28 protein-coding genes and 2 pseudogenes are annotated in these 21,330 nt (G+C 39.5%); 24 read left to right on the top strand and 6 right to left on the bottom strand.

Annotation, left to right across the window (positions count from 1 at the left end):
• Window positions 1-23 precede the first annotated feature (23 nt).
• From erbB to EBQ12_RS00880, 4 genes are all read right to left on the bottom strand, one after another.
• Complete coding sequence (gene erbB / locus EBQ12_RS00895) at window positions 24-383, bottom strand: SMR family multidrug efflux transporter EbrB (RefSeq protein ID WP_017359037.1); 360 nt, start codon at window positions 381-383, stop codon at window positions 24-26.
• A gap of 15 nt (window positions 384-398) precedes the next feature.
• Window positions 399-716: an SMR family multidrug efflux transporter EbrA gene (gene erbA / locus EBQ12_RS00890; protein ID WP_017367286.1), complete on the bottom strand. Its 318-nt coding sequence runs from the start codon at window positions 714-716 to the stop codon at window positions 399-401.
• Window positions 717-718: 2 nt separating this feature from the next.
• The gene (locus tag EBQ12_RS00885; RefSeq protein WP_008344015.1) at window positions 719-1,261 is read right to left on the bottom strand and encodes a TetR/AcrR family transcriptional regulator; all 543 of its coding nucleotides are present in this window, start codon (window positions 1,259-1,261) and stop codon (window positions 719-721) included.
• A 112-nt stretch (window positions 1,262-1,373) separates the two neighbouring features.
• Complete coding sequence (locus EBQ12_RS00880; RefSeq protein ID WP_125588829.1) at window positions 1,374-1,628, bottom strand: spore coat protein; 255 nt, start codon at window positions 1,626-1,628, stop codon at window positions 1,374-1,376.
• Between the two features lie 104 nt (window positions 1,629-1,732).
• Between EBQ12_RS00880 and EBQ12_RS00875 the strand changes: the two genes are divergently transcribed.
• The 9 genes from EBQ12_RS00875 to EBQ12_RS00835 all read left to right on the top strand — a co-directional run bounded on the left by EBQ12_RS00875 (window position 1,733) and on the right by EBQ12_RS00835 (window position 8,607).
• Window positions 1,733-2,134 carry a YmaF family protein gene (locus tag EBQ12_RS00875; protein WP_007499437.1) on the top strand — a complete coding sequence of 134 codons (402 nt, stop codon included), beginning with the start codon at window positions 1,733-1,735 and terminating at the stop codon, window positions 2,132-2,134.
• A 68-nt stretch (window positions 2,135-2,202) separates the two neighbouring features.
• Window positions 2,203-3,153 (top strand): tRNA (adenosine(37)-N6)-dimethylallyltransferase MiaA, encoded by a 951-nt coding sequence (miaA, locus tag EBQ12_RS00870; protein WP_017359035.1) that lies wholly within the window; start codon window positions 2,203-2,205, stop codon window positions 3,151-3,153.
• A gap of 25 nt (window positions 3,154-3,178) precedes the next feature.
• Window positions 3,179-3,400, top strand: coding sequence for an RNA chaperone Hfq (gene hfq, locus EBQ12_RS00865; protein WP_003211269.1), 222 nt, complete (start codon window positions 3,179-3,181; stop codon window positions 3,398-3,400).
• A gap of 162 nt (window positions 3,401-3,562) precedes the next feature.
• A complete protein-coding gene (locus tag EBQ12_RS00860) occupies window positions 3,563-3,895 on the top strand; it encodes a YmzC family protein (protein ID WP_125588827.1) in 333 nt (110 codons plus the stop codon).
• Window positions 3,896-3,974: 79 nt separating this feature from the next.
• Window positions 3,975-4,187, top strand: a complete 213-nt coding sequence (locus EBQ12_RS00855; RefSeq protein WP_003212415.1) for a hypothetical protein — start codon at window positions 3,975-3,977, stop codon at window positions 4,185-4,187.
• 265 nt (window positions 4,188-4,452) lie between these two features.
• On the top strand, window positions 4,453-4,845 hold the full coding sequence (gene nrdI / locus EBQ12_RS00850) for a class Ib ribonucleoside-diphosphate reductase assembly flavoprotein NrdI (protein ID WP_017359034.1): 393 nt from the start codon (window positions 4,453-4,455) through the stop codon (window positions 4,843-4,845).
• Complete coding sequence (gene nrdE / locus EBQ12_RS00845; RefSeq protein WP_019743850.1) at window positions 4,805-6,907, top strand: class 1b ribonucleoside-diphosphate reductase subunit alpha; 2,103 nt, start codon at window positions 4,805-4,807, stop codon at window positions 6,905-6,907. Before nrdI ends, nrdE begins: the two co-directional genes overlap by 41 nt.
• A gap of 17 nt (window positions 6,908-6,924) precedes the next feature.
• Window positions 6,925-7,905, top strand: coding sequence for a class 1b ribonucleoside-diphosphate reductase subunit beta (gene nrdF / locus EBQ12_RS00840; RefSeq protein WP_008344010.1), 981 nt, complete (start codon window positions 6,925-6,927; stop codon window positions 7,903-7,905).
• A gap of 84 nt (window positions 7,906-7,989) precedes the next feature.
• Window positions 7,990-8,607 (top strand): hypothetical protein, encoded by a 618-nt coding sequence (locus EBQ12_RS00835; protein ID WP_058213759.1) that lies wholly within the window; start codon window positions 7,990-7,992, stop codon window positions 8,605-8,607.
• 55 nt (window positions 8,608-8,662) lie between these two features.
• On the opposite strand, the gene EBQ12_RS00830 is transcribed toward EBQ12_RS00835, so the two are convergent.
• Window positions 8,663-9,421 carry an N-acetylmuramoyl-L-alanine amidase gene (locus tag EBQ12_RS00830; RefSeq protein WP_008344009.1) on the bottom strand — a complete coding sequence of 253 codons (759 nt, stop codon included), beginning with the start codon at window positions 9,419-9,421 and terminating at the stop codon, window positions 8,663-8,665.
• Window positions 9,422-9,741: 320 nt separating this feature from the next.
• Between EBQ12_RS00830 and spoVK the strand changes: the two genes are divergently transcribed.
• The 15 genes and pseudogenes from spoVK to EBQ12_RS00750 form a co-directional block, all read left to right on the top strand.
• The gene (gene spoVK, locus EBQ12_RS00825; RefSeq protein ID WP_008344008.1) at window positions 9,742-10,701 is read left to right on the top strand and encodes a stage V sporulation protein K; all 960 of its coding nucleotides are present in this window, start codon (window positions 9,742-9,744) and stop codon (window positions 10,699-10,701) included.
• Window positions 10,702-10,821: 120 nt separating this feature from the next.
• On the top strand, window positions 10,822-12,084 hold the full coding sequence (gene hflX / locus EBQ12_RS00820; protein WP_206428008.1) for a GTPase HflX: 1,263 nt from the start codon (window positions 10,822-10,824) through the stop codon (window positions 12,082-12,084).
• An 18-nt stretch (window positions 12,085-12,102) separates the two neighbouring features.
• Window positions 12,103-13,383, top strand: coding sequence for a methionine gamma-lyase family protein (locus EBQ12_RS00815; RefSeq protein WP_125588825.1), 1,281 nt, complete (start codon window positions 12,103-12,105; stop codon window positions 13,381-13,383).
• Between the two features lie 91 nt (window positions 13,384-13,474).
• Window positions 13,475-13,885 carry a MerR family transcriptional regulator gene (locus EBQ12_RS00810; RefSeq protein ID WP_007499423.1) on the top strand — a complete coding sequence of 137 codons (411 nt, stop codon included), beginning with the start codon at window positions 13,475-13,477 and terminating at the stop codon, window positions 13,883-13,885.
• A 60-nt stretch (window positions 13,886-13,945) separates the two neighbouring features.
• A complete protein-coding gene (gene glnA, locus EBQ12_RS00805) occupies window positions 13,946-15,280 on the top strand; it encodes a type I glutamate--ammonia ligase (RefSeq protein WP_007499421.1) in 1,335 nt (444 codons plus the stop codon).
• 434 nt (window positions 15,281-15,714) lie between these two features.
• Entirely contained in the window at window positions 15,715-15,870 is a 156-nt protein-coding gene (locus tag EBQ12_RS19270; protein ID WP_164511631.1) for a hypothetical protein, read from the top strand.
• Window positions 15,871-15,922: 52 nt separating this feature from the next.
• Window positions 15,923-16,273 (top strand): S8 family serine peptidase, encoded by a 351-nt coding sequence (locus EBQ12_RS00800; protein WP_125588823.1) that lies wholly within the window; start codon window positions 15,923-15,925, stop codon window positions 16,271-16,273.
• 214 nt (window positions 16,274-16,487) lie between these two features.
• On the top strand, window positions 16,488-17,150 hold the full coding sequence (locus EBQ12_RS19475) for a DUF3986 family protein (RefSeq protein ID WP_241215615.1): 663 nt from the start codon (window positions 16,488-16,490) through the stop codon (window positions 17,148-17,150).
• Between the two features lie 501 nt (window positions 17,151-17,651).
• A complete protein-coding gene (locus EBQ12_RS00785; RefSeq protein WP_241215614.1) occupies window positions 17,652-17,870 on the top strand; it encodes a hypothetical protein in 219 nt (72 codons plus the stop codon).
• Between the two features lie 52 nt (window positions 17,871-17,922).
• Window positions 17,923-18,267 (top strand): structural protein, encoded by a 345-nt coding sequence (locus EBQ12_RS00780; protein ID WP_125588819.1) that lies wholly within the window; start codon window positions 17,923-17,925, stop codon window positions 18,265-18,267.
• A 66-nt stretch (window positions 18,268-18,333) separates the two neighbouring features.
• Complete coding sequence (locus tag EBQ12_RS00775; RefSeq protein ID WP_100325028.1) at window positions 18,334-18,876, top strand: hypothetical protein; 543 nt, start codon at window positions 18,334-18,336, stop codon at window positions 18,874-18,876.
• Between the two features lie 73 nt (window positions 18,877-18,949).
• Window positions 18,950-19,714: a DUF4145 domain-containing protein gene (locus tag EBQ12_RS00770; protein ID WP_125588817.1), complete on the top strand. Its 765-nt coding sequence runs from the start codon at window positions 18,950-18,952 to the stop codon at window positions 19,712-19,714.
• Window positions 19,715-19,785: 71 nt separating this feature from the next.
• Entirely contained in the window at window positions 19,786-20,127 is a 342-nt protein-coding gene (locus EBQ12_RS19470; RefSeq protein ID WP_430384041.1) for a phage terminase small subunit-related protein, read from the top strand.
• Window positions 20,128-20,135: 8 nt separating this feature from the next.
• Window positions 20,136-20,789, top strand: a pseudogene (gene terS, locus EBQ12_RS00755) (phage terminase small subunit); the annotation flags it as partial.
• Between the two features lie 8 nt (window positions 20,790-20,797).
• Window positions 20,798-20,998, top strand: a pseudogene (locus EBQ12_RS00750) (phage terminase large subunit); the annotation flags it as partial.
• Between the two features lie 51 nt (window positions 20,999-21,049).
• Here the strand turns inward: EBQ12_RS00750 and EBQ12_RS00745 are convergent.
• Window positions 21,050-21,310 (bottom strand): YesK family protein, encoded by a 261-nt coding sequence (locus tag EBQ12_RS00745; RefSeq protein WP_125588815.1) that lies wholly within the window; start codon window positions 21,308-21,310, stop codon window positions 21,050-21,052.
• Window positions 21,311-21,330 lie beyond the last annotated feature (20 nt).

Raw genomic sequence — 21,330 nt, 5'->3', positions numbered from 1 at the left:
ATTAATGGAGAAAATGACTTTTTTTATGACGTCCATTCGGTTTGATCGAATGGTTCTTTCTTTTGTTTTTTGGATTGATTTAAGACAATGACGCCGCATATGACAAGTGCAAGACCAATGAATCCTTTCATATGAATGGTTTCGTTAAATAGCACGAGGCCCACAAGAGCAGTAAGTGCTGTACCGACCCCAGACCAAGTGGCATATGCAGATGACAGCTCAATTGTTTTGAGTGCCAAACTGAGAAAGGTAAAGGCGCACCCAAATCCGATCAGGACCCCCATACTCGGCAGCACCTGTGTAAAACCTTGCGAAAGCTTCAGCATCGTACTGCCAAAAACCTCTGTCAAAATGGCTCCTGTTAAATAAAGCATTCCTTTCATATCACTTCACATCCTTTAAGACATATTTAATAGTACGACCCCTGAAACAAGCATTGCCATTCCAATAAGTGCTTGACGGTTCAAGGTTTCTTTGAAAAAGAGCACGCCAAAAAAAGCCGTGAGGACGGTACCTACCCCAGACCATGTGGCGTAAGACATGCTAAGTGGAATGATATTAAGGGTCAATGACAGCATGTAAAAAGCAAGTGTATAGCCAGCGACAACGACAGCGCTAGGTTTAAAGCGTGTGAAACCATTTGATAGTTTCAGCATCGCTGCCCCAATCGCTTCTGAAAAAATGGCGATAGCCAAAAAAAGATATCCGAGGATCATCATCATCCCTCCTCTAAAATGTGTAAAATCCGATGAAGTAAAAGGGTTTTTTCCTCTCGATTCAATGGTTCAAGCTGAAACATTTCTGAAAACCATATGCCATCACAGGCAAGACGGATCAATTGGCTAAGTGCAGGGTCATTGATTTCCTCGGCTGCTTTTTCTTTAAATTCCGCATAAAAATGACGCCAAGGATTTAATAACGCTTCATCAAATGACATGGTTGCCAGCATACTTGTACATAGCTGTGTGGTGTTTTGCCTATCAAGATCATTTAATGTGGCCAATATATAGGCACGTACATAAGGCGCCTTTTCGTTTTTGTATGTTTCCTGATACGTGTCAAGCTGCTGACGAAAAGAGGCAACCGCATGCTCATTCATTTGCTGGATCAGGTCTTCCTTGCTCGAAAAATGATACAGTAGCCCGGCTTTGGTCATATTTGCATGTTCTGCCACCTGCTGAAGGGTGAGCTGACTCAATCCTTCTTTTAGAATGGTGTGAGCTGCTGCCTCAAAAATTTGTTCTTTTTTCGTTTTAGACATAAAAAAAACACCTACTTTACTGAACGGTCGGTAAAGTAAATGTTAACCTATGAAAAACAAATGTGTCAATCGATTCATTTTATAAGAGGATGTTTTCACTAAATCGTCATAATTAATAATAAGGGTATGGTCCATATGGCGGTGGATAAGGATAACCATAGCCATATCCTGGAGCAAGAAGCGACCCAGCTAGAAGCCCTCCAGCAAAACCACCTAAAAATGGCGGTCCAAAAAATCCAGGTCTCCCATAGCCAAAACCAGGGCGCCCAAAACCAAACCCAGGTCTTCCAAAACCAAATCCAGGGCGTCCAAATCCAAAAGGTCTTCTCATCTCATCTTGAACAAACGGTGCGTCAAAATAATTCATAAAAAAAGACTCCTTTCACATAAAATCACTGTAACTGACATCAGTGTATTCGAGTGGCCCACTTGTGTTTGGGTGAATGCCTAAAATAAGGAGGAATGTAAAAAATGGGCCTGTATCCGTCTGATTGGGCTAAATGTCCACCTCATGCTCATGCTTATAAAGCGCGAACGGATGTAACAGAAGAACATTATCATTTAATAGAAGGTATTTCTCAGCCTGTGAATGGAAGCAGTACCGACAGACATACTCATTATTACCGGGGGATCACGTCATTTGAAAGAGGGCATTTTCATAGATATTATGGCGTCACTGGACCTGCTATCCCAAGAGTGGACGGGACGCACTACCATGAAATTGAGGAAGTCACGTTTTCTGCCTATACCGATTCTGTCCCGATTCCATACGGGGGAGTCGTTTACAGTCCAGATGAAGAAAGGCCAACGCATAAGCACCGTTTAAAAGGAAAGACATATGAAGTGGTCGGGAATGAACCACTTGGCTGGTGACGGGAGGTTATAGGAGAGAAAGAGAAGTTATGCTATACTGTAGGCAGTTTGTAAAAGAGAGTGATGTTATGAAAAAACAACCAGTGATTGTATTAGTAGGTCCGACGGCTGTCGGAAAAACAAAGCTGAGCATTGATATAGCGAAAGCATTTAATGGAGAAATTATCAGCGGGGATTCCATGCAGATCTATAAAGGGATGGATATTGGCACAGCGAAAATCACCCCTGAAGAAATGAATGGCGTACCGCACCATTTAATCGATATTAAACAACCGGATGAATCGTTTTCTACAGCTGAATTTCAGCAGCTTGTCCGCTTAAAAATCAAAGAGATTGCTGCGAGAGGGAAAACGCCCATGATTGTTGGTGGAACTGGGCTATATATTCAGTCTGTTTTATATGATTACACGTTTACTGATGAGAAAAGTGATCCTGCTTTTAGAGAAGAGATGACGCTGTTTAAGCAGCAGCATGGACCGATCAAGCTGTATGAAAAGCTAAAAGAAGCCGATCCTGACGCTGCAAAAGCGATTCATCCGAATAACGTCCGCCGCGTGATCAGGGCCCTTGAAATCATCCATACAACAGGTCAGAAAATGTCTGATATGCAAAACGGGCATCAAGAAGTTCCTCTGTATGACACTGCCTTCATTGGGCTGAAAATGGACCGAGAGCTTTTGTACGAGCGCATTCATCAAAGAATTGATATGATGTTAGATGAAGGCTTAATTGAAGAAGTGAGCGCACTTTATCAATCTGGTTTGAAAGATTGTCAGTCTGTTCAAGCGATTGGTTATAAAGAGTTGTATGCCTATTTTCAAGGCAACTGCTCACTTGATGAAGCCATCCAGCAATTAAAACAAAATTCCCGCAGATATGCGAAGCGTCAGTTTACGTGGTTCCGTAATAAAATGGATGTCACCTGGTTTGATATGACACCACCTTGCCACTTTTCGGACAAAAAAGAGGAAATTTTCGCATATATAGCAGGAAAGCTTGGACTTAAAGCGAAACTGTAGTTATCAGAATCAAGGAGGACGAAACATGAAACCGATTAATATTCAGGACCAATTTTTGAATCAGATCCGCAAAGACAATACATTTGTCACAGTATTTTTACTGAATGGCTTTCAGCTTCGCGGTCAAGTAAAGGGATTTGACAATTTCACGGTGCTGCTTGAGACAGAAGGGAAGCAGCAGCTTATTTATAAACATGCGATTTCAACATTTGCACCTCAAAAAAATGTAAATCTTGAATTAGAATAAACACCCGTTTTCACCAATAGCCCCATGCAGCTGCGAATAAACCGGCCGAAACCCGCTACGTTTTTTGTCAGTGCAGAGGGGCTATTTTGCATGCCATGAAACTTTTCTGTCCAAGTTGCGTATAAATCCTTATTGGACATTTAAAAGGGTGAGGGGATTTATATGGAAAATGCAGAGCTTGAATTGAGAAGGATTCGAGTGATCCTTCTTTTGATTGGAATCGTTGTCTTATTTGGATCATGCGCCATTTCGAACATCGAAACGAGACAAGAAAGTTGGCATAACCATTCTGGTGAGCATGATGGGAGCCATGTTGATGGTCTTTTACCATCATCTGTTGCGCTAAAAAATAATCACATTGCTGTTGTAAAAGATGATGAAGTAAATGTATACCGGTTTGATGAAAAAGAAGAAGAGCTGACGCTCATTACGACAAAGTACATAGATGAATGGGATGAAGATGATGGTGATAGTGAAGACTTTGATGAAGAGTAAGCACGTAAATTTACAAATGAATGTGAAGTCGCTACACTATAAACATGCATCAGACATCTAGACAGAAAAGGATGAGTTCATGACACACAAAATTAAAATTAATCATTGGGAACAAACTTGTGAAGATGACTCCTGTTTCGAATATGGAACAAGCGTTTCTGTAAACGGGAAAGAGTTAGTAAGAGAAGCCTCGATCGTCTCTGCGCTTGAAGCGGTGCTGAAAGAATTAGGTGTTGAAGTGGAAATAACAGAAGTGTCAGAAGATTTACAGTGCGACGCCTACAAAAAATAAAACAAAAAGTCTAGTCTACTAAGCGATTTTTTTTCGTGTTATGATAGATTTCGGTTTCAGTTGAATAGGGAGTAGGGCAGTCTATTTTTAGAACCTGCTCTGCTCTATTTATTTGAACGTACGAGTTCGGCTATGAATGTTCGGCCGGGTTGGTTGATTTTTTTCGTTTCGAGCATCTATATGTTGTGTTTTGAAAAAACATAGTATACTATATATAGTGAATAGCGGAATGATCAACAATACTAAAAACTAGGTCGTGATGGAATTGATTCAAATCGTATTTGATTCAAAAACAGGAAATGTTCAACGCTTTTTGGACAAGACCCCTTTTACAGACAAACGAAAATTGACTGGAGAAGAGTTTTTGGATACGCCGTTTATTCTCGTCACCTTTACGACAGGATTTGGACAAGTCCCTGGTACCACTCAGTCATTTTTAGAGAAAAATGCGCACCTTTTACTAGGTGTAGCGGTGAGTGGGAACAAAGTGTGGGGAGATAACTTTGCCAAAAGCGCCGATACGATTTCTAAACAATATCAAGTTCCTATTTTGCACACCTTTGAACTAAGCGGAACAAAAAGGGATGTTGAATTGTTTACACAGGAGGTAGAAAGAATTGTCACAAAATCAGGTTCCAAAGTGGATACAATTAAATAACGAAATTATGATTCAAAAAGAAGGAAAGTTTCAGTTCGACAAGGACAAAGAAGCTGTACATAGTTATTTCGTAGATTATATTAATCAAAACACGGTCTTCTTTCATAATCTAGAAGAGAAGATTGATTACTTAATAGAAAACGACTACTATGAGGAAGAATTTTTAAGACAATACAGCATGTCAGATATTAAAGAAGTATTTGAAGCTGCATATGCCAAGAAATTTAGATTCCCATCATTTATGAGTGCGTTTAAGTTTTACAATGACTATGCACTGAAAACAAATGACAAAAAGAAAATCCTTGAACGCTATGAAGACCGCATTTCAGTTGTGGCTCTTTTCTTTGCGGGCGGAGACAAAAAGAAAGCACTTGAGTTTGTGGAACTGATGATCAACCAAGAGTATCAGCCAAGTACACCAACATTCTTAAACGCAGGCCGTAAAAGACGTGGTGAGCTGGTGAGCTGCTTCTTGCTTGAAGTGAATGACTCATTAAACGATATCTCAAGAGCCATTGATATTTCCATGCAGCTGTCTAAATTAGGCGGCGGCGTCAGCTTGAACCTTTCAAAGCTTCGTGCGAAAGGTGAAGCGATCAAAGATGTTGAAAATGCGACCAAAGGTGTCGTAGGCGTCATGAAACTTCTTGATAATGCATTCCGATATGCAGATCAAATGGGACAAAGACAAGGTTCAGGCAGTGCGTACTTGAATATTTTCCACAGAGATATTAATGATTTCTTAGATACGAAAAAAATCTCTGCGGATGAAGATGTTCGTGTGAAAACACTTTCGATCGGTGTCGTCATCCCAGATAAATTTATCGAGCTTGCTAGAGAAGATAAAACAGCTTATACATTCTATCCTCATACAGTTTATAAAACTTATGGACAGCATCTTGATGAGATGGATATGGAAGAAATGTATGACGAGCTTGTAGAAAACCCGAAAGTCAAAAAAGAAAAAGTCAATCCAAGAAAACTTCTTGAAAAATTAGCTGTTCTGCGCTCAGAATCAGGCTATCCTTATATCATGTTCCAAGATAATGTGAATAGAGAGCACGCTCTGAACCATATTTCACGTGTGAAATTCTCAAACCTTTGCTCAGAAGTACTTCAAGCTTCAGAAGTCTCTTCTTACACGGACTATGATCAAGATGATGAGATCGGACTTGATATTTCTTGTAACCTTGGTTCTTTAAATATCATGAACGTGATGAAAAACAAATCCATTGAAAAAACAGTCAAGCTTGCAACGGACTCACTTACACTTGTGTCTGAAACAACAGATATCCGCAATGCACCAGCTGTTAGAAAAGCGAACAAAGCGATGAAGTCAATTGGACTTGGTGCGATGAACCTTCACGGGTATTTAGCTCAAAACCAAATCGCTTATGAAAGTGAAGAAGCAAGAGATTTCGCTAATACGTTCTTTATGATGGTGAACTATTACTCCATTAAGCGTTCAAGTGAGCTTGCAAAAGAAAAAGGGGAAACATTCCATCGTTATGAGGGCTCTGGTTATGCAACAGGTGAGTACTTCAATAAATACGTAGAAAATGATTTCACTCCAAAAACAGAAAAAGCGGCTGCGCTATTTGAAGGCATGCACATTCCAACAAAAGAAGATTGGGCAGCACTCAAAGACTTTGTAGCGGAAAATGGCATGTACCATAGCTATCGATTATGTATTGCGCCAACAGGTTCTATTTCGTATGTTCAATCGGCAACAGCTTCTGTAATGCCAATTATGGAACGTATCGAAGAAAGAACATACGGAAACAGCAAAACGTATTATCCAATGCCAGGACTTTCAGCACAAAACTGGTTCTTCTATAAAGAAGCATACGATATGGACATGTTTAAAGTAGTCGATATGATCGCAACCATTCAGCAGCACGTCGATCAAGGAATTAGCTTTACATTATTCCTAAAAGATACGATGACAACGCGTGACTTAAACCGCATCGATCTTTATGCACACCATAAAGGCATTAAGACACTTTATTATGCAAGAACGAAGGATACAGGGCAGGAAGGCTGTCTTTCTTGTGTTGTTTGATTAAAGGAGAGTTTAACGTGACAAAAATTTATGATGCAGCCAACTGGTCAAAACACGAAGATGATTTTACACAAATGTTTTACAACCAAAACGTCAAGCAATTCTGGCTTCCAGAAGAGATTTCCTTAAACGGGGATCTCTTAACATGGAAATATTTAGGTGAAGAAGAGCGAGATACGTACATGAAGGTACTGGCTGGACTGACGTTACTTGATACAGAACAAGGAAATACAGGAATGCCGATAGTGGCTGAACATGTGGACGGTCATCAGCGTAAAGCCGTGTTAAACTTTATGGCCATGATGGAAAATGCCGTGCATGCAAAATCATACTCAAATATCTTCATGACACTTGCACCGACTGAAACGATTAGTGAAGTATTTGAATGGGTCAAGAAAAATAAATTCTTGCAAAAGAAAGCAGATATGATTGTAGGTCTGTACCGTTCCATTCAAAAGGATGACCCGATTTCCTTATTTAAAGCAATGGTTGCTTCAGTGTATTTAGAAAGCTTCCTATTCTATAGCGGCTTTTACTACCCGCTATATTTCTACGGTCAAGGAAAGCTCATGCAAAGTGGTGAAATCATTAACTTGATTTTGCGCGATGAAGCGATTCACGGTGTGTATGTTGGATTGTTAGCACAAGAAATTTACAACAAACAAACACCTGACGTGCAAAAAGAGCTTTATGATTTCTCTATCGATCTGCTTAATGAGCTTTATGAAAATGAACTTCATTACACTGAGGATATTTATGACCAAGTCAATTTATCGCATGATGTGAAAAAGTTCATTCGTTACAATGCCAATAAAGCGTTAATGAACCTTGGATTTGCCCCTTACTTTGAAGAAGAAGAGATCAACCCAATTGTATTGAACGGACTCAATACAAAAACAAAGTCACATGACTTCTTCTCAATGAAAGGGAACGGCTACAAAAAGGCAACAGTTGAGCCGTTAAAAGATGACGATTTCTTCTTTGGAGATGAATCATAATTAAAATGCAAAAGTCAAAACGCATCACTCGTTTTGGCTTTTTGCCATTTCTAACAATGTGTTACATACTGGAGGTTACCGAACATGGGAAAAATGGACGAAATGATTTTAGTTGCACCGCGCGCACGCGTGTTCCAAAATGAAACACTTGCGTTTAATGGTGTGAATAGTGAAGAGAAAACAATCAGCACCATTATGAAAGAAATCGAAGAGCACTTCGAGCAGATGCGAAGAGGCGATGCAGAAGAAAATCCTGACTTCAAACAGCCGATACCTTATGTCGTGATTAAGCGTGAGGACGAAGTGTATGTATATGAAAGACTTCAAGGCGGGGGAGAGACGCGCTTACATCATAAGTTATCTCTTGGCTTTGGGGGTCATATGAATTTCATTGAAGGAAAAAATTTTGCTGAGATTCTAAAAGAAAATACCGATCGTGAACTGGACGAGGAACTTTCGATTCAAGAGGAAGACAAACTTGAGATGAAAACCCTTGGACTCATTAATGATGATGACAACAGTGTCGGCCGTGTGCACATCGGACTGTTATCAGCCCTTGAATTATCGCCAGGTGCTCATGTAGAAGTAAAAGAAACAGATCAAATCTCAGGAAAATGGATGAAAGTAACAGATTTGAAAAAGCCTGAGTACTTCGATCGTCTTGAAACATGGTCTCAATTTGTCGTGAACATTTTAGCATAATTGGATAGACAACAAACCGGCTCTAAAGATGACTTGAGCCGGTTTGTTTTTTAGATTATTGAAAAACGAATGCGTCGTGACCGGCCTGCTTTAATCGAGCGACGAGGTCATCTGCATTTTGCTTTGAACGGAAAGCGCCAGCTTGGACTCGGTACATGCCGCTATCCAGTACGACCAGCGCTTCAAATCCTTTGGATCTGAGTGTAGCTGCTAGTTCATCTGCATTGGCTTTGACCTTGAAAGCCCCTGCTTGCACTTTATATAGGTTACTTGCTTTTTTTTTCAATTGAAGGGCTTTTTCTAATCCAGTGGCATGAGCACGAGCGATCCCTTGAAGGAAAGTAGCGTTACGGAGCTTATTAGCATCAGCTACCGTATCAATGAAACCGTTTTCGGTTAAAATGGCAGACATAGAAGTTTCCCGCAGAACGTGGAAGTTCGCCGTTTTCTTGCCGCGGTCGGCAAAATCAACGGAGCGGACAATCTCATCATGAAGGGCATTGCGATACGTGGTGGTTGGTGCTGAAACGCCAGGGTACACATAACTTTCAAAACCTGTGCCTCCGCCAGCATTAATATGAATAGACACGAAATAGTCAGCTCCCCAGCTGTTTGCCGCATTCGTACGCTGGGATAACGTGACGGATTGGTCAATTGAACGACTTAAGCGGACGGAAACCCCATCATATTCACTAATCAACATATCTCTCAGAAAAAGCGCAATTTGCAGTGTGATATTTTTCTCCAAAAGTCCATTAGCAGCAGCTCCAGAATCTGTTCCTCCGTGGCCAGGATCAATAAAAATTTTCACCATCTATTCATCACCTCGTCTTTATTTTATGAGGAAATAGAAAAATTGCCTGTACAAAATGCGGAAATCATCGAGACTCTTTTCTGCACAATTTGTGATGAAAAAGCGCCATTTTTCTAAGAAAAAACAAATTGTTGGTTTGTCCGCCCGAAATGGATGAATACAATGGAAATAGCACATCATTTCCTGGGAAACCGCACAATCCCCTACAATAACCGGTATCTCGGGTCATTTTGACAGTAAACCGATGCTAGTGCGGGCGATTGTCACGATTACAGCTCCACCCGAATAGATTAAAGAGAGAAGAGCGAGAGGTGAATACGTTGGAGCGAGCTGTCACATATAAAAATAACGGCCAAATCAACATTATACTTAATGGACAGAAGCAAGTATTGGTTGATGCAGATTCAGAGGCAGAATACCTAGAGGCCTTGCAAAAAAATGAGGCCAAACACAGCATCTTACGAGAAATAGAACGAGAAATGAACAGCCTTGTCGGGATGGATGAAATGAAACGAAACATAAAAGAAATTTATGCTTGGATTTTTGTCAATCAAAAAAGACAAGAACAAGGATTAAAGGTAGGAAAACAAGCGCTTCATATGATGTTTAAAGGAAATCCTGGCACAGGGAAAACAACGGTTGCACGGCTTGTCGGGAAGCTTTTCTTTGAAATGAATGTTCTTTCAAAGGGGCACTTAATTGAAGCAGAACGAGGAGATCTGGTTGGAGAGTACATTGGACATACAGCTCAAAAAACAAGAGATTTGATTAAAAAATCACTAGGCGGCATTTTGTTCATCGATGAAGCCTATTCTCTTGCCCGCGGAGGAGAGAAAGATTTCGGGAAAGAAGCCATTGATACCCTTGTAAAACATATGGAGGATAAGCAGCATGAATTCATCCTCATCTTAGCTGGATACTCCAAGGAAATGGATCATTTTCTTTCTCTAAACCCTGGTCTGCAATCGAGATTTCCGATTAATATCAACTTCCCTGATTATACGGTCGATCAGCTGATGGATATTGCAAAACGAATGATGGCCGATCGGGAATATGTCTTTACCCAAGAGGCAGAATGGAAACTGCGAGACTATTTAATGCACATCAAGAGCACAACGAGTCCTGCCAAATTCAGCAATGGCCGTTTTGTGCGAAACACCATTGAAAAAGCGATCCGAACTCAGGCGATGAGGCTGCTTCTTGTGGATCATTATGATAAAAAAGACTTACTTACGATTAAAAGCCATGATCTGCAAATGAAAGAGGATACGCCTTCTTGAAATGGCGTATCCTTTTTGTAAAGAGGCAAGAAATTAAACCTTCCGAATGGTGGTATACGTGTGGTGTGTTTGGTATGATGGTACTACTGAAACTTAAGTACAGAAAGGAAACAACTGACGTTGAATGAACATGAAATGATCGAAAAAGCGATCCTTGTCGGCTGTCAACTGCCGCATATAACGGATGAACGCTTTCAATATTCTATGGAAGAATTAGCTTCCTTAACCAAAACAGCTGGCGGTGAAGCTGTCAGCATCATGACGCAAAAAAGAAATAGACAGGACAGCGCGACTTACATCGGGAAAGGGAAAGTGGAAGAGCTTGAAGTGCTTTGCGAAGAGTTAGACTGTGACGTTATTATTTTTAACGACGAGCTTTCGCCTAGCCAGTTAAAAGCTTTGGCGACTGCCTTAGATGTGAAAATCATTGACCGTACGCAATTGATTCTAGACATCTTTGCCAAAAGAGCCCGTACAAGAGAGGGGAAGCTGCAAATAGAGCTTGCCCAGCTTCAGTATGCCTTGCCGAGGCTAAGTGGACAAGGGATCAGCCTTTCAAGACAAGGCGGTGGAATTGGCGCAAGAGGTCCAGGTGAAACAAAACTTGAGACAGATAGACGTCATATTCGAAACCGCATACACGAGATTCACGGACAACTATCTGCAGTCAAAGAACACCGCACGAGATACCGGGAACGACGGAAGAAAAATGGCGTATTCCAAATCGCTATTGTCGGGTACACAAATGCCGGGAAATCTACATTGTTTAACCAGTTAACAGAAGCGGATAGCCATGAAGAAGATTTGCTGTTTGCTACACTTGACCCAATGACGCGTAAAATGACACTTGAATCTGGCTACAGTGTACTGATTTCCGATACAGTTGGTTTTATTCAAGACCTTCCAACCACACTGATTGCAGCATTTCGTTCCACTCTTGAAGAAGTAAAAGAAGCAGACTATTTGCTTCATGTGATCGATTCTTCGAATGAGGATTATGAAGGGCATGAACGAACGGTTCATAAGCTTTTAGAGGAATTAGAAGCTGACCGTATTCCGATGCTGACTGTCTATAACAAAAAAGACCAAATCCGGCCGGATTTTATCCCTTCCTCAAAGCAGCGCCACATTTTAATCAGTGCTAGGCGCGAGGAAGATGTGAAGCGGTTAAAAGCGGATATCATGGCTGAACTGAAAAAAGATTTTTTAAAGCTATATCATGTAAGGATTCCGGCATATGAAGGGAAACTCATATCTGCCTTAAAGTCAGAAACCTTGGTGGAATCACTGGAATTTCAAAAGGAAGCAGAGCTTTATGACATCACTGGATTTAGTGGTGAAGAGCAAACCATATTAGGACAAATCAAGAAGTATATGTTGTAGGAAAGGAATTAAATCACGATGTTTCACACTTTAAAACATGGCACCATTTTAGAAAAAATAGCAGCAGAAGCAGAACAAGACATTTCACAAATACATCAGCAAATTGATCGAAAGAGCGAACAAAATGAGTGGCGGGTTCTTGAAAGCTACCGGAAACATAAAGTCAGTGACTCTCATTTTAACCCGACAACTGGTTATGGCTACGATGATATGGGAAGAGACACGTTAGAAAAGATCTATGCGGATGTATTTGGAGGGGAAAGCGGTCTTGTACGCCCGCAGATCATTTCTGGAACACATGCCATTTCCATCGCCTTATTCGGTGTGCTAAGACCTGGTGATGAATTGATCTACATGACGGGGAAACCTTACGATACCCTAGAAGAGATTGTTGGGATTCGCGGCAAAGAAGGGACAGGCTCATTAAAAGATTTTCAGATCGATTACAAAGCCATTGATTTGCGTCAAGATGGATCTGTCGATTTCGACAAAGTCAAAGAATCTATTTCCCAAAAAACAAAAGTCATCGGGATTCAGCGTTCTAAAGGCTATGCGTCAAGACCATCCTTTACAATAGAAGAAATTGAACAAATGATTTCATTTGTGAAAGACATCAATGATGACATCATTGTGTTTGTTGACAACTGCTATGGTGAATTTACTGAATTACAAGAGCCGTGTCATGTGGGCGCAGACCTTATGGCAGGTTCGCTCATTAAAAACCCAGGCGGCGGCCTTGCTAAAACTGGCGGCTACATTGTCGGTAAAGAAAAATGGGTAGAAGCTTGCTCTTATCGAATGACATCTCCAGGCATCGGCAGTGAAGCGGGTGCATCGCTGTATGCGCTTCAGGAAATGTATCAAGGATTTTTCTTAGCACCGCATGTTGTTGCACAAAGTTTAAAAGGTGCCGTGTTTACAGCGCGTTTTCTTGAAAAACTCGGGTTCCAAACAAACCCGTCGTGGAATGCGAAAAGAACCGACTTGATTCAATCTGTAGAATTTGGAGACCCTAAAAAAATGATTGCATTTTGTCAGGCGATTCAATATGCATCACCGATTAACAGTCATGTCACACCGCATGCGAGCTATATGCCGGGATACGAGGACGATGTGATTATGGCAGCGGGCACATTTGTCCAAGGAGCCAGCATTGAATTATCAGCTGATGGTCCGATTAGACCGCCTTACACAGCCTATGTTCAGGGCGGTCTCACGTACGCCCATGTGAAAAATGCCATTTGCAGTGCTGTAGATGCCTTACTAGAGCAAGGTTTTATTGAAGTGCCTGCTCGATAAAAAAATCCATGTTAATATTCCTAACATTTCGTTGACACATAATATAACATGACATATAATAAATTTAAGCAAAGAGGAGGAGACAGTTGAGATGAGTGATAACATTCGCCGCTCAATGCCTTTATTCCCAATTGGGATTGTCATGCAGCTAACAGAATTATCTGCAAGACAAATTCGCTATTATGAGGAAAATGGTTTAGTATTTCCAGCTAGAAGTGATGGGAATCGCCGATTATTTTCTTTCCATGATGTTGATAAATTACTAGAAATCAAAAACCTCATCGAACAAGGTGTAAACATGGCAGGAATCAAAAAACTTTTTGCCAAAGCTGAGGCAGAAAATCCATCGTCTGAAACAAAGACAGAGGAGAAAACCACAGCGAAGCACAACTTGACAGATGATGAACTCAGGAAGCTACTGAAGAAGGAACTCATTCAGGCTGGACGTTTCCAACAAGGAACGACCTTTAGGCAGGGGGATATGTCAAGGTTCTTCCGTTAACCAATTAGCAAAAGCATTGCTATACACATTTTACCTTTTGTAGGGGAGGAGTTTTACGAAATGGCAAAGTACACAAGAGAAGATATCGTAAAATTAGTAAATGAGGAAAACGTAAAGTACATCCGTCTGCAATTTACAGACATTCTCGGAACAATTAAAAATGTTGAGATTCCTGTGAGCCAGTTAGAAAAAGCTCTCGATAACAAATGTATGTTTGATGGTTCATCTATTGAAGGGTTTGTACGTATCGAAGAATCAGATATGTACCTATATCCAGATCTAAACACGTTTGTTATTTTCCCTTGGACAGCAGAAAAAGGTAAAGTTGCACGCTTTATTTGTGACATTTATAAGCCAGACGGAACACCATTTGATGGAGACCCTCGTAACAACTTAAAGCGTATCTTAAAGGAAATGGAAGAACTAGGATTTAGTGATTTCAACCTTGGACCTGAGCCAGAATTCTTCTTATTTAAATTAGACGAAAAAGGCGAGCCAACGCTCGAACTAAACGATAAAGGTGGATACTTTGACCTTGCACCAACAGATTTAGGTGAAAACTGCCGCCGTGACATCGTGCTTGAGCTTGAAGAAATGGGCTTTGAAATTGAAGCGTCTCACCACGAAGTAGCACCTGGACAGCATGAAATTGACTTCAAATATGCAGGCGCTATCCGTTCTTGTGATGACATTCAAACGTTCAAACTCGTTGTGAAAACAATTGCGAGAAAGCACGGACTTCATGCGACATTCATGCCAAAACCATTGTTCGGTGTAAACGGATCTGGTATGCACTGTAACCTATCATTATTTAAAAATGGTAAAAACGCATTCTTTGATGAAAAAGCAGATTTACAATTAAGCGAGACAGCTAGACACTTTATCGCAGGTATCGTGAAGCACGCAACAAGCTTCACAGCGGTCACAAACCCAACGGTGAACTCTTACAAACGTCTTGTTCCTGGCTATGAAGCACCTTGCTACGTAGCATGGAGTGCACAAAACCGCAGCCCATTGATTCGTATTCCAGCATCACGCGGCATTAGCACACGTGTAGAAGTACGCAGTGTAGACCCATCTGCAAACCCATACCTTGCACTAAGTGTATTACTTGCAGCAGGTCTAGACGGAATCAAAAACAAACTAGACGCACCAGCGCCAATCGACAGAAACATCTATGTCATGGACAAAGAAGAGCGCCTTGAAAACGGCATCGCTGACTTACCTGCAACACTTGCAGAAGCACTTGAGCTGCTCAAGTCAAACGAAGTCATGATCAACGCACTAGGCGATCACTTATTCGAGCACTTCATCGAATCAAAAGAAATCGAATGGGATATGTTCCGCACCCAAGTACATCCGTGGGAACGCGATCAGTATATGTCTCAGTATTAATCAAGAAACCCCTTGGAGCCATTGGCTTCAGGGGGATTTTTGTTTTTGTGGGTGTTTCTTATATTTTAAAATGAAGCAGGCACCACCCACCATTCATCCACAAAAAAGTGATAAAAAACCACTCCATTATTTTGGAGATATACTCTTCATAATTATTCATTGAATCTGTGTCTATTTTTTCTAGTATGAGGTCCAAGCCAACGAAGCTGTACCTATGCAGAAAGATGAGAAGCAGCTACTAATGATTAGATTGCCCTCAAAGTGTGCAAGACGATTCTGACGAGAATGATTAAAAAGAAGAGGAAGACGGGGCTGCCTAAGATGGCACGCAAACGATCAAAACGGTGGTTCCTACTTTATCGCTTAGAGGATGGACATCGTGTTCATCTCTATGAACTGCTTAGTCGGATCAGGAAAAGGTGGAGGATTATCAGATGAAAAACAAATTCTTAGAAGGAGACTGGATTAAAGTATCTAAGAAAGGAAAAAGAGAACAACTTAATAAAGCAGGTTATGTACTTAAAGTAGCCGAGGATGATATTTTAGTAAGGTTCCTTAGTGGTAATACCTTGGTTGTTCCAAAGTCTTAGGCTGAAAATTTGGATGAGGCACTTATTGTTGTAATATCATCGGTTGGGAATTATGGGTTACAAGAAAAGAGTGATATACTCTACCCTGCTAAATTTGAAGGTGTTTTTTGCTGTAGGAGCATTAAATATGAACGGTGATATATGGAAAGGGACAACTGTAGGTAATGGATTAAATGTGTTACTTCCGGGGCATTATATAAAAAGTTATTCAAAAGATGGTTCTTTTTTATATAGTAGTGGTACTTCAATGGCGGCTGCCTACATGGCAGGTCTTGCTGCTCTCTTTTTTGAAGAATATTCTTCTTATAATAAATCCACAATCTCTAAAAAATCATGGAAAAAAATCAAAAATTCAGATAAAATAAATGGGTATTCAGTTATGGATACAGTTAAATTTTTTTGAGAAACTAGGGTTTATATGAAGAATAAGCTTATTTTAGTAGTACTGTCTTTTATTCTATGTTTTCCGCGGTGACTCCAGCATATTCTTAGAGCGTAACTTCACTGAATAGTGAACTTGTGGTTAGTGATCAATTGATTGAACAAGTATATGAGGATATCAGTATAGATGTTTCAAAGTAGATGTTTCAAACTTTAATAAAGAATTTGACTTTCTTTTGAATGATCCAGTATTTATTGAATTAGAAGAAACTTTAGCGTTACAGAGTCAGAATGCTGAATTGAAAGAAGACAGTGTAACTGGTCAGTGGATACCGGTGGTGGCTGCTGCTTTAAGATTATTAATTTCTCAAGTTGGAAAAAAGGGAATGCAAAAAGGATGGAAAGTAGCTAGACCATATGTGCAGAAAGCATTAAAGGCGCCTCAAAATCGTATTATTGATGGCCCTGGATCAGGAGGGCGCATTATACAGGTACGTAGCAAAAAAACCACTATTCAGACTAGATTATGCACCTATAAAACATGGAAGACCTGCTGTTCTGCATTATCATGTTCCACCAAATCTAAAAGATCATCATGTTATTTTCTAAAGGGGAGATCAACGTTGCTTAACTTAGACGATACAATGCATTTTCATGTAGGCTATTATGAAAATGATTTAGATTATGAAGGAGTGTTTTTAAAAAGTTTAGATTCAGGGAAATGGTTATTGTTTTTTTATCAAGAAAGCTATGGTATAAAACTTGAACAAAAATATGAAAAATATGATGATTTTGTTTTGTTGGTTGGAGAGTATAATATTGATGATGAAGATATTGAGGATAAAGGTGATGCATTGTTCGAACAATTTCTAAAAGAAAATGGTTTAATAAAAGCATAGCGTTTTTGTGTGATACGTTACAATAAATAAAATGATATAGAAGAAGATATCTTTATCTGTTTAAAGACTGTTATGTAGATTTTAAAACTTTTCTAGAAGTATATTGATTCTGAAGGCGATGCGTTTTTGGAATAATAGAACCAAAGTGTCCATGTTTATGGGCACTTTTTTATTTGCAATGCCGAGAAAAAGCAACATGAATATTTTATTTTGTTCAAAAAGAAGAACCTGCGGACGCTGATCATTGAGCACTTTAAGTGCCGTGATTGGTGTCCTTTTTTTATTGGGAGACGCGCCTTTCCCTTATCAATGGCGTATCTGGATACGGAACAAAGGTGATGAGGAATGTGGCCATACGAGAGGGACATTCTGAGCCTAGATAGCAGCTGGTCTGCGGCAGCCGTATTTAGGACAGTTTTTCATTTTACTTGATGATTGGCTGGACTTGGCATCCTCTCGGAGTTGCGTAAGGTGCTGCTTATTGGGCAAGGAGTGAGTGAAATGAAGATCAGGGATTCTGTTTCTAAAGAGACATTAAAGCAATTTAAAAGCATGCTTCTGATTCTATTAGAAAGAAGGAGAACGATGCTGTTCCCATTACGAATAGGGATTGGGATGAAATCATGGAAACGAGATGCGAAACATACCAACGACCAGGCGGCCGTATTCGGAGAAAACGATAACTTAATGGGAACAGTCGTCTTTTGGGTGTATGGCTGAAGGTGCTTTGGTGAGGGATAGGAGCGCAAAAACAAAAAAGGAGATGATGAACATGGCATCAAAATTTGGTGTATCTGCTAATCCAAAAAAAGCGAATCATACTTTAGGAAAGAACAAGGTTGTGATTGTTGCGATTCAGAATTTCAATGATTACATTTGTGGACCAAACCTTATTCCTCAACGAAAAGTTGCAGGGAAATGGGTCACAATAAAAACGAATTCACCTAACCTGCTGAACCCAGCGGAGAACCAGTACGATGAATTCGACATCAAGGGATCACTTGATAACAAGAAAGGAACGTATCGATTCAGGGTTGATGTAGAGCGGTACGACAAACATGGCAACCATGTCGAAACAGTTGGTACATTCTATACAAACGAATTTTACGTTAAATAAAACCATTTCAATGAACACCTGAAAATTTTCAAATCACCTCCGATATAAGTTTAGGAGGTGATTCTTTTGAACGAAACTGATGAAACTTATGATATCGAATCATTTGGAGAAATTATATGTGTTCAATCGTATTTGCGAAAATTTGGGAGGCTTGTAGTTGAAAAAGCGTTAATTGAGCAAAAGAAGAACAGAGAAGAAACAGAGAAAGAAGAAAAAGTTGGAGAATTATTTAAAAGAAACATATCAATGCATATTAAATTTAAAGAAGAGATTAAGAAGCGCCATGATAGAAAAGAAATTCAAATGCTTTTGGGTAGGATTGAAGATATGATAGATAATAAAAATGCTTTAAGCTATACTACTGCAGCTTTTTATGTACTCCTCGCATTCGTTTTAGGTAATCAACTAAAATACAGTAATGATTATCTTCTAGTAGTAATAGAAGATATACGTATTCAAATTACTATTGTTATTTTTGTTGCTGTTTTGGCTGTTGGGCTATGGGGCTACTTTACATATAAGGATAAAGTTGAACTAAATGAATTAAGCTGTTATAAACGATTATTACAAGAATGCTTGGATGAAATTCCAAATAGAAGTTTTAAATAAGCATTAGTTACATTATAAAAATGAATGTTAAATGAATTTTTTGGGGTTTATCTTTCTGAAGAGGATGAAGCATATGACCGTTGTGCCGAAAAAATTGTATTGTAGATCTTGCAAGGGAAAAACAAATCATCACATAATTAAAAAAGATGACAATGAAATGAAATATTCAATAAGCAACTTAGATGAAGAAATTGATTTTGGTTTTAATGAGGAGTATGCAATAGTTCAATGTAGAGGGTGTGACACTATTGCTTTTCTAAAAATATACGGTGATGAAGATATGTTTCATATAGTTGGTCCAGATTATCATTTTGATAGAGAATATTTTGTAGAATATACTGTTTTTCCAGAGGAGCCGAAGCAGAAGGAGCCTGTAATGCAATTACTAGAATTCAAAAAAAAGTATGAATTTGTTCATTTGCCCGAATTAATAGAGGAAATTAGAAATGAAACTATCAATGCGTATTGCCAACGTATGAATTTATTATGCAATACAGGAATTAGAATGCTTATTGAATCAATCTGTAAAGTTAAGGGGATTGATAAAAGACCAAAAATAAAAAAGGGGGAAACAGTCCTCGATGAGGATAAAAACCCAGTAATGGTCAATCTAAATTTAGAAACAAAGGTAACAATGCTTAAAGAAAAAAATATAATAGATGAGGAACAAAAAAGAATACTTTTGGAAATTAAAGATGTAGGGAATCAGACAGTACATGAAATATTTCGACCAAAACGGAGAGATTTATTACTGTATTTAGAAACATTAGATTTAATCTTATATAATATTTTTGAATTCCCTCACATTAAAATAACCGATACACCAAGAATAAGATGAGGATTCCTTGTGAGGGTCCTTTTTTTATTGTTCTAAAAACAAACTCAAACTTAATTCAGTAGCTCGGAGGAATGGCTAGACCGAGAAATCCTAAAAGAGATCAGGCATTCCAATTGTGGAAGGAAAGCAATGGAACCCGCTTACTGAAAGACATTGCTGAAGAATTAGAGTGTTCCCAAACGCTTATCCGCAAATGGAAGAACCAAGACTCTTGGGATGAGAAATTGAATGGTAACGTTACTAAACCGAAAGAGAAAACCAATGGTAACGTTACTAAACGCCCCGGGGCTCCAAAAGGGAGTAAATACGTGTGCTGCCACAATTTGAGGTACAGTCACATGATGATGTCATGTTGGCCATCTCACATATTAATCGGCCTTTGCTTAGAGCGGGCATGGACTTTGGTTTCGTAGAGCCATAAAATGCCAGGGGGAACAAAGGCGGTAAAGCGCCACCTGGTAACCAAAATGCAAAAGGAAATAGGGGTGGCGCAGCTCCTAAAGGAAACAAGAATTCATTCAAGACTGGTGAATATGAAACGATCATGTTTGAGTACATGGATGAAAAGGAACAGAAGCTTTTTACTGAAGTTGAGACTGATCCTCTGTACCAAATTGATCTATCAATACGATTATTGAGCGTTCGTGAAACAAGAATGATGCGCTTGATCACTAAATATGAGAATGGATTGACTGATAAGCAGCGGACAGTCTTGCAGCAAATGCGGAAGATGAAAGACGTTGTACAGGCTCCAGATAAAAATGGTCTGATTAAAGCTGTTCCTATAACTAATGAACGTCTAGCAGTGGTCCAGATTGAGGAGACAGACTCGCCGCTACTGGAGAAGATATTGAGCATAGAAGATGCTCTGACACGTGTGACCGCACAACGTGATAAAGCCATTAGGCAGAAAGTCGACATAATGAAAACTATGTCAGAGCATGAATTGAGGCTGCGTGGTCTCGATCTTGCAAACCGAACGAGAGAAGCAGAGCTTGAGCGGATCACCGCTCGATCTGTCGATGATTCGGTTCAAATTACTATAAAGAGAGCAAAGAAAAAAGGTGATGGCTGATGCAACTGATGGAAAAAGAGGTCAATCCATATTTTGAGGACTTTCTTTTTGACTGGGATCAGAAGTTTCAGTTTCTAGTGGGTGGTTATGGGTCATCTAAAAGCTATCACATTGCTCTGAAACTCATCTTAAAGTTACTGAATGATTAGAGAACAGCACTTGTGATACGTGAAGTCTATGACACACATAGAGATTCCACTTTCTCTATTTCACTTTTAATTAATCGAAAGAGCCACTTCTTATGCAGAAGTGGCTCTATGTTATTTATGACTAAAATAACTCAAGGTACTATGAATAATTAAAGTGATCACAGATGCAATCAGTAAAGATATACTGATTGCACCCAGTCCTAAACCTTCCCACTTTCCTACGAAAAAACTGATTAATAATAAGATCATACTGATGAAGATGAGAATTGATGGTATTCCATACTGTAAAGGTGCATTCTTTCTTTTAAAGATAACAGAAACAACAAGTATAACGATCGTAAGGATAACTGTTAGCAGCCAAAATGATGACATTTATTGACCTTCCTTCTTCT

The sequence above is a fragment of the Bacillus sp. 2B09 genome (assembly GCF_003946835.1).
Classification (GTDB): Bacteria; Bacillota; Bacilli; order Bacillales; family Bacillaceae; genus Bacillus; species Bacillus altitudinis.
The sequence above is the reverse complement of the archived record's forward strand: the minus strand, read 5'-3'. Positions and strand labels throughout refer to the sequence as shown.